The following is a 6,915-nucleotide window of genomic DNA, read 5'->3' on the forward strand; positions in this document are numbered from 1 at the left end:
TAGGTATAACACTAGGCATAGTTCCTATCTTATTTGCAATCTTTCATAGAGTTTCTTACAAAGAATACAAATATATAGATGAAAGTGAAGAAGAAGTTATAGAAGAATAAAAAAATTATGGAGTTTATCTAATTTTAGATAGACTCCTCATTTTTAAAAAATATTCAAATAAAAAAATTGATTTTTAGGAGGCTTTTATCATGGAAGAAATTATAATTCTTCATTCGGTGGAAAAAAATAAGTTTTTAGCTATGGATGGGAATAATGAAGCGGGATTTTTAAGTTATAAGTTAAAAGGTGACATTATCTCTATTAACAGTACCTTTGTAGATCCCGAATATAGAAATAAATTTTTAGGCAAAAAATTATTAGACCAATGTGTAAGTTATGCTAGAGAAAAAGGATTTAAAATTTTTCCTAGGTGTTCATATGTAGTAAGAGTATTTGAGAAGACAAATAAATATGATGATGTAAAAACAATTTAAATAAAAGAGGTGATTTCTGTATTATCAGAAATCACCTCTTTTATTTAGATACAACCTATAATTTAAAATTATTTATAGTTATTTAAATATAATATCTATAATCTCTTTAGAAATTTCACCTGATTCAGCTTCATTGAACGAAAGTATAAAATATTTTTTATCTTTTTTCAAATAAAAAGCTTTTGTATAAAAACCTAAAGTTTGCCCTCCATGACCAATAAGATTTTTTTCATTATAAAATCCAAAACCATAGTGCATTGACGCATCTATGCTGTTTTCTATACTTTTTAAAATAATATCTAGTGTCTCTTTAGAGACTATTTTGCAATCAAAGACTCCTTTTAGGAAAATCAACATATCCTCTAAGTTTGATATCATCTCCCCAGCTGATAATGCAATATTTGAAGGCATATTTGCCTTTTCTCCTCGAAAGTGCCCTTGTATCAACTCCCTAGAACTATTATTATTTCCTATGAAAGTAGTGTTCTCCATTCCTAAAACTTCTAAAATATTTTTAATTATAAATTGTTTATAATTTTCTTTTGTTACATTTTCTATAATTTTTCCTAATAACATATATCCGATATTAGAATATTGAAATTGTTTGTTTACAGGCATATAAGTCAAAATTTTATTCTCTTTTGATAAATTTATTAATTCTTTTAAAGGGTGATTTTTCTTAGAATTATTAAACTTCTTGAAAAGAGCCATATCATCACCAGAATTGAGATGTTCTCCTATTCCACTAGTGTGATTTAGGAGAGTTTTTATTTTTACATTTGAATAATCAAAATTATTTATAAAAAGTTTTTCACAAATTTCTTTATGTAAATATTTTGAGATAGGGTCTTCTATGCTCAAGTCTTTTCTTTCGTCTAATAAAAATATTGATAAAGCTGTAAACATCTTAGAAGAACTTCCAATTTCGTATAATTTATCTAAATTCTCCATATTATTAGAATATTTAAAATCTTTTCCTACAATATTTGTAGATATCATAATATTTAAGTATTCTTTTTCTTTTGTCACTTTTCCAATAACTTTTTTTATATCCTCGACCTTACTCATGACTTATCCTCCTGTAGTAAGTTTTTGAACTAGTAGAGCTAGTCCTATCCCCAAGTAGTTCCCTGCTACTCCTCCAATAGTCCCTAATAATATAGCAACTTGAACTAAGGATTTCCACTTATTAGAAGCAGATATGATAGCTGCAGAACTTCCATCGGCTATCATAGCTACAAAGGCTATGATTGCATACTGATATTTTATTTTAAATATTCTACATAATATTATATAAATAGTAGTAGCACCAAGAATGATAGTAGCGCAATAGACTGCTATAAATGGTACAGATGATATAAATTGTGGAATATCAACTAAAAATCCTATAACTACTAGAAAAAATGCACTGACATAGATTCCTACTTCAGTATTTCCTTTTATTTTTTGGACCCCTTTAAATTGCCCTAAAATAATAGAAAGAGTAGTTATTGTAATTATTTTTATTGCAGCTGTCAATTGTTTTGGAAAAAATGTAGATATGTAATTAGACAATACTGTTAAAAGTAGTGCTATTCCAAATAACATTGCTAAATCTGTCACTGACCACTGTTTATCTCCAAACAATTCTCCATCTTCTTCCGAGTGTAATTCTTCTTTTGTCAATGAATATGGAAATATTTTTCTTCCTAAATCAGATCTCAAAATAATTCCTGGAAGTATAAAAAATGATATTAATACAGGCATTCCCGTGATATAATCTGCTCCGTTTGCTGTTGCAAATTGACTTGCAGTAGCTCCTAATGCTATTCCTACTGCTGTTAGGTTAGCGCTTCCACCTGTGTATGTCCCTATGAACATTCCTGTAAATTTATATAATTCTGGGATTTTCCCATGGAATAAAAATGATGCTATAAATGCTACCCCACATACACTAATTAGAGCAAGTAAAACAGCTAATAATGGTTCTTTTGACAGTGAGAATATTTCTTTTATATTCATATTTAACATGAACATTGACAAAGAAATTGGTATAGTATATGTCATTATTGTAATATAAACAGGGTGCATATGTGGCATAATTCCTGTATTTCCAAGGATTATCCCAAATAATATACAAATAATTGAAGGTCCTACTAACTTTAGTGCCTTAAACTTTTGTAAATAAAATGAAATTGCTATCACCATAGCAATTACTGCCCAAACAAGTGTTGTATCTTTTACCATAATTTATTCCTCCTACAGTTCAACTTTCCTAATTTTTTCAATCTCTAACTATTATAATTTCTAACTCTCCTACTACATTCAATATTACTGTCATGTCCTCTACTTTGAGTTAGATAAAATAAATTTTATTTAGTCATACTATTTAATTACCACTGTACTTCAATTCCCAATCCTGGTTTTTCAGAAAGGTAAGCTTTTCCATCTTTAAATTCTACTCCACCAGTTATTCCCTCAGGTTTGTGAATATGCAATACACTATCGATATCTGCAAAAGTTACATTGGTTTTCCCAGCTATAAAACTAGCCGCAGCTGTTATTCCAATATTACTTTCTAGCATACATCCAACCATACATTCGTATCCTGCTGCTTCTCCTATTGAATTTATCTTTATAGCATTATGCAGCCCAGCACATTTCATTAATTTTATATTAAATATATCAAATGAATTACTTTTAATAATTTTTATTGCATCCATAGGTGAAAATAAACTTTCATCTGCCATTAATGGGATCATAGTTTTTTCTTTAACTATTCGATGTCCTTCTAAATCCCAATACTTAAGTGGTTGTTCTATCGCTTGTATATTATATTTTTCTAAAGCATTGATCACCCTTATAGCATCAACTTTATTCCATCCCTGATTTGCATCTATTCTTATTTTCATTTCTGGACCGATAGCCTCTCTTATAGATCTTATTCTTTCTATATCATCAGCAGGATCTAGCCCTAACTTTACTTTTACAATATTAAAACCATCTTCTTTTATTGTTTTTGCATCTAACGCCATTTCTTCATTTGTTCCAATTGATATTGTTTTATCTACTTCGAATGAACTCTTACTTCCGCCAAGATATTTATATAATGGTAAATTTGCTCTCTTAGCCAAAATATCAAATATAGCAATATCTATACCTGTTTTTGCGCAATTATTTTCTCTAAACATCCTATTCATAGTATCATGAATTTTTTCTATACAACTAGAATCCATACCTATTAATTGGGTAGACATTGCTTTTATTGCAGCTTCTACGCTTTCAAAAGTTTCACCTGTTACAAATGATATTGGTGAAGCTTCTCCATATCCTATGTATCCATCCTCTGTCTCCATTTTTATTAATAAACTTGGTAAGGCCTTAATCACTCCTAAAGATACAGTAAATGGTCTTAAGAGCTTTAGTTCTACTTTTTTAGTTTCTATTGATATTATTTTCATCTTTACCTCCATAATTTGTAAATAAAAATATTAGTAACCTTTTTTTACTTAACAAGTGCTTTCTCTTTTTCATATATAAATCGCTGTTTCTTAATAGCTCGCTAAATTATTCCCCATAAAAAATTCGTTTTATATATTAAAAATTTGATTTATGCATTATACCCCAAATTTTAAACTAAGTAAAATTAAAATAAATACACAAAATATAAGTTAATTTTAATAAACGACCAAAAAATTACACAATTATATAATATTTTATATAGTGTTTAACTTTAGCATATAGATATTACCATGCATAAAAGATAATCATTCAATAAATTAATCAATCATTTTTCCAAAATTTTATTTCCTAAAAAAATATTCATAAAACGATACTTTTTCTAGAATAATCCATAAAAATTGTACTTTTTACGTATAAAACGAATTATTTCCCTTGAAAAAAATAGAAATAGGTTATATACTAAGAGAGTGAAATATGAAAAAATATTAATAAAATAACTAACTAAATATAAGGGGTGTTTAAATGTTACAAACTAAAGTTTTAAACTATAAAGATGAAGTAGTAAAGGCAATACAAGAAGCCATTAGAATTAAAAGTGTGGAAGATACTCCGCTACCTGGAATGCCATTTGGAGAGGGTCCTGCAAAGGCTTTGGCTCACTTTTTAGAATTAGGAGAAACATTAGGATTTAAGTCTACTAACTTTGATAATTATGCTGGTCATATTGATTTTGGAGATGGTGAAGAAACTCTAGCTATCCTTGGACATGTAGATGTAGTTCCTGAAGGGGAAGGATGGGATCATGATCCTTATGGTGGTATCATTGCTGACGGGAAGATCTTTGGAAGAGGAACTTTAGACGACAAAGGACCTATGATCATGTGTATGTATGCTATGAAAGCATTAAAAGATTCTGGATTAAAATTAAACAAAAAAATTAGAATGATATTAGGAGCTAACGAAGAAACTAACTGGGGATGTATGGATCATTACTTTGGTACTCTAAAAATGCCTCAACCTACTTTAGCATTTACTCCTGATTCAAGTTTTCCAGTTACATTTGCAGAAAAAGGAATTATGCAAGTGACTATGACTAAAAATATTGATACTAAAAATATTACTATACAAGGTGGAAAAGCATTTAATTCAGTAGCAGAAAGTTGTGAAATGACATTCCCAACTGAACTTTCAAGTGTTTTAGAAGCTAAAGTAAAAGAATATAATGCAAATAATGAATACAAAATAGAAATCAAAGATGGTAAATTGATCTCTTATGGTAAATCATCTCATGGAGCTAGACCACAGAGTGGATATAATGCTATCTCTGCATTGATGGCAATTTTAGAAGGAGTAGATTTAGGAGAGATCTCTAAATTTATAACTTTCTATAACTCTAAAATCGGAATGGAATTAAATGGTGTTTCTATGGGAATTGGATTCGAAGATGCAGACTCTGGAAAATTAAGTTTAAATATCGGAAAATTATCTATCAAAGATGGTCAAATCGAGTTAAGTATCGACATGAGATACCCTGTAACAACTAAAAAAGAATCTGTTTTAGAAGGATTAGAAAAAATTGCTACAGAAAATAATTTTGAGTTAACTATCAAAAGTGAATCTGATGCTCTTTATTTCCCTAAAGACACTGTTTTAGTAAAGACACTTATGAATGTATATAAAGAAATTACAGGAGATGTAGATGCAGAACCTGTGGCTATTGGTGGAGGGACATATGCTAGAGCCGTAGACAATGGTGTAGCATTTGGAGCATTATTACATGACCAAGAGGACAATATGCATCAAAAGAATGAATATTTAGAGATCAGTAAATTAGATACTTTATTGAAAATCTATGTAGAAGCTATTTACAGATTAGCTAAATAAGAAAATTAATTAAGAGATTTTTATTAGAATTTTTTCTAATAGAAGTCTCTTTTTTTAGACTTTTATTAATAAACACCCTAACTCTTCCTTTTGATGGCTTCTCTTGAATTAGAATAATCAAAGTTGAGATAAAAAAGGCCTTATTTTGCAAAGGTCTTCATTAAGATTATACAGCCAAAAAACTTTGAAAAGTAGTTCTGGAGAGATTGATATTAGTGTTCCCAGAAATAGAAATAATGAATTCGAACCGTAGATCATTAGAAAAAATCAAACTTCAATAGGTCAAGATTTTGAAGAGAAAGTTACGTCTCTATTTGCCAAAGGAATGACCCTCAGTGATATTAAGACTCATGTTGCTGATATGTATGATTTTGACATCTCTGAAAGTTCTAACTGATAAGATCCTCCCTGTTGCTAAAGAATGGCAGGATAGGCCATTAGAAGATACATATGCTGTAGTTTTTATGGATGCTATTCATTACAATGTTAGGAGTGAAGGGCGCATAGTTAAAAAGGCAGTCTATATCGCTATTGGAATTAATATGGATGGAATGAAAGAAGTTTTAGGTATGTGGGTTGGCGAAAATGAATGAACTAAAGAATAGAAGAGTTAATGACGTCCTTCTCATCTGTGTTGATGAGCTTACAGGGTTTTCTAATGCTATAGCATCTGTTTTCTCTGGCGCAGAGATACAACAATGCATTATTCATTAAATTAAAAACGCTACTCGATCTGTGTCATATAAAGATATTAAAGAACTTATGATTGATCTAAAAAAGTCTATAAAGCTAATACTGAAGATATTGCTCTTTTTAAACTAGATAATTTTGAAGAAAGATGGAAGAAAAAATATCCACAAATCGCGCTTTCTTGGAAGTCCAATTGGGCAAATTTAGCTACATATTTTACATATCCTCAAGAAATTAGAACTCTAATTTATACTACTAATACAATAGAAGGATTTAATAGACAGCTTAGAAAGACAAGTAAAAGTAGATCTGTATTTCCTACAGATGATAGTCTATTTAAGCTTCTTTATCTTACTACGATGGATATCACTCTAAAATGGACTGGGCGCCGAAGAAATTGGGGTGTAATCTATTC

6 protein-coding genes and 1 pseudogene are annotated in these 6,915 nt (G+C 29.4%); 4 read left to right on the top strand and 3 right to left on the bottom strand.

Annotation, left to right across the window (positions count from 1 at the left end; all coding sequences use genetic code 11):
• Positions 1-200: 200 nt before the first annotated feature.
• Positions 201-485, top strand: a complete 285-nt coding sequence (locus WBG30_RS05495) for a GNAT family N-acetyltransferase (protein ID WP_424503643.1) — start codon at positions 201-203, stop codon at positions 483-485.
• 78 nt (positions 486-563) lie between these two features.
• Here the strand turns inward: WBG30_RS05495 and WBG30_RS05500 are convergent, their stop codons facing one another.
• The 3 genes from WBG30_RS05500 to WBG30_RS05510 form a co-directional block, all read right to left on the bottom strand.
• On the bottom strand, positions 564-1,553 hold the full coding sequence (locus tag WBG30_RS05500) for a serine hydrolase domain-containing protein (RefSeq protein ID WP_424503644.1): 990 nt from the start codon (positions 1,551-1,553) through the stop codon (positions 564-566).
• Between the two features lie 3 nt (positions 1,554-1,556).
• Positions 1,557-2,711: a DUF819 family protein gene (locus tag WBG30_RS05505; protein WP_424503645.1), complete on the bottom strand. Its 1,155-nt coding sequence runs from the start codon at positions 2,709-2,711 to the stop codon at positions 1,557-1,559.
• Positions 2,712-2,857: 146 nt separating this feature from the next.
• Complete coding sequence (locus tag WBG30_RS05510; RefSeq protein ID WP_424503646.1) at positions 2,858-3,925, bottom strand: mandelate racemase/muconate lactonizing enzyme family protein; 1,068 nt, start codon at positions 3,923-3,925, stop codon at positions 2,858-2,860.
• A 523-nt stretch (positions 3,926-4,448) separates the two neighbouring features.
• Here WBG30_RS05510 and pepV point away from each other — a divergent pair.
• From pepV to WBG30_RS05525, 3 genes and pseudogenes are all read left to right on the top strand, one after another.
• Entirely contained in the window at positions 4,449-5,810 is a 1,362-nt protein-coding gene (gene pepV / locus WBG30_RS05515; RefSeq protein ID WP_424503647.1) for a dipeptidase PepV, read from the top strand.
• A gap of 365 nt (positions 5,811-6,175) precedes the next feature.
• A pseudogene (locus WBG30_RS05520) lies at positions 6,176-6,524 on the top strand (transposase).
• A gap of 89 nt (positions 6,525-6,613) precedes the next feature.
• Positions 6,614-6,915: transposase (locus WBG30_RS05525; RefSeq protein WP_424503648.1), on the top strand; the 302-nt coding region annotated here is incomplete at its 3' end.

Origin of the sequence: Psychrilyobacter sp. (assembly GCF_049671765.1) — a bacterium.
Taxonomy (GTDB): domain Bacteria; phylum Fusobacteriota; class Fusobacteriia; order Fusobacteriales; family Fusobacteriaceae; genus Psychrilyobacter.

What these genes read in the sequence shown, in the direction of transcription:
- WBG30_RS05495 (WP_424503643.1), top strand. Translation starts at nt 201, where the DNA reads ATGGAAGAAATTATAATTCTTCATTCGGTGGAAAAAAATAAGTTTTTA.
- WBG30_RS05500 (WP_424503644.1), bottom strand. Translation starts at nt 1,553, where the DNA reads ATGAGTAAGGTCGAGGATATAAAAAAAGTTATTGGAAAAGTGACAAAA.
- WBG30_RS05505 (WP_424503645.1), bottom strand. Translation starts at nt 2,711, where the DNA reads ATGGTAAAAGATACAACACTTGTTTGGGCAGTAATTGCTATGGTGATA.
- WBG30_RS05510 (WP_424503646.1), bottom strand. Translation starts at nt 3,925, where the DNA reads ATGAAAATAATATCAATAGAAACTAAAAAAGTAGAACTAAAGCTCTTA.
- pepV (WP_424503647.1), top strand. Translation starts at nt 4,449, where the DNA reads ATGTTACAAACTAAAGTTTTAAACTATAAAGATGAAGTAGTAAAGGCA.